The organism is Herpetosiphon gulosus (genome assembly GCF_039545135.1).
GTDB classification, from domain to species: domain Bacteria; phylum Chloroflexota; class Chloroflexia; order Chloroflexales; family Herpetosiphonaceae; genus Herpetosiphon; species Herpetosiphon gulosus.
In genome coordinates this window covers 1-1395 of record NZ_BAABRU010000087.1, presented here as the reverse complement: position 1 = coordinate 1395, position 1395 = coordinate 1, and the positions used below count along the sequence as shown (strand labels likewise).

Annotated in this window: 1 protein-coding gene; it reads left to right on the top strand. The window is 58.7% G+C overall.

Annotated elements, in window-relative coordinates; translation table 11 throughout:
• Positions 1-78 precede the first annotated feature (78 nt).
• Positions 79-1362 (top strand): IS256 family transposase, encoded by a 1284-nt coding sequence (locus ABEB26_RS26845; RefSeq protein ID WP_345725168.1) that lies wholly within the window; start codon positions 79-81, stop codon positions 1360-1362.
• Positions 1363-1395 lie beyond the last annotated feature (33 nt).

The following is a 1395-nucleotide window of genomic DNA, read 5'->3' as shown; positions in this document are numbered from 1 at the left end:
GAGACTGTACAATAGCGTGTGTATTTGGTTCCCAACCCAAAGACGAGCATTTCCAGAATAGGCTTGTAAGGGGATACCATGCCACGAGCAAAACACAAACCCGCACCAACGACCGCCGACCAACCCGCACCAACGACCCCGCTCCATCCCGCCATGCCCTCGGTTGAGCGGGTGCAACAAGAACTGGCGACGGCCACCTCAATCGAGGATTTCTTCGGCAAAGAAGGAATTTTTGCCCGCTTGTTCGCGACGACCATGGAACAGATGCTCGAGGCAGAACTGACCGCGCATCTCGGCTATGAACCCTATGCTCCCGAAGGCCGAAATTCCGGCAATACCCGTAATGGCAGCCGTCCCCGCCGCCTGCGCACCTCGGCGGGCGATCACACGATTCAGGTGCCGCGTGACCGCAACAGCACCTTCCAACCAGCGCTCCTCGATCCCTACCAGACCAGCACGAACGAGCTGGAGGAAAAGATCATTGCGCTCTATGCCAAAGGCGTATCGGCCCGCGATATTCAGCAAACCCTGCACGAGCTGTATGGGATTACGATTTCGGCGGCCACGGTGAGCGCGGTTACGGACAAGGTCTGGAGCCTGGTGGAGGCATGGCAGAACCGACCGTTAGAGGCGGTGTACCCGATCATGTATTTGGATGCCATCCATATGAAAATCCGGCGGGATGGGAGGGTGCAGAACACCGCCGTGTATGTGGTATTGGGTCTTACCTGCACGGGTCAGCGGGACGTGCTCGGGCACTGGGTGGGGGATGGGAGCGAAGGTGCGAGCTTTTGGCTGAGTGTCCTGAGTGACCTGCAAGCGCGGGGGGTGGAGGATGTCTTTATCGCCTGTGTCGATGGATTGGTGGGATTCAGCGAGGCGATTCGGGCGATCTTCCCGCGCACCGTGGTGCAACGCTGCGTGATCCACCAAGTCCGGCAAAGCCTCACGTATGTGGGGTGGAATGACCGCAAAGCGTTTGTGGCGGGGTTGCGGCAGGTCTACCAAGCGCCGACGCGCGAGCTGGCCGAAACCAAGCTGCTGGAGCTGGGCGAACGCTGGGGTGGGCAGTACGCCATGGCCGTGCGGTGTTGGGAGCGAGCATGGGAGGAGCTGGCGACGATGTTCGACTATCCGCCTGATATTCGACGCTTAATCTATACCACGAATGCGGTCGAGGGGTATAACCGCCAGCTGCGCAAGGTGACGAAAACCAAAGGGGCATTCCCAACGGTGGAGTCAGTGCGAAAACTGCTGTACCTGGTGAATCGCGATATCACTGCAAAATGGGTCACGCTGCCAAACTGGGCACGGATTCGCAACCAATTGGCCATTCGCTTTGACGGACGCTTTCCGGGGTAATGGGGCGAAATACACAATCTACTTGACAGTCCC

Coding starts and splice junctions, on each gene's coding strand:
- ABEB26_RS26845 (WP_345725168.1), top strand. CDS start 79: ATGCCACGAGCAAAACACAAACCCGCACCAACGACCGCCGACCAACCC.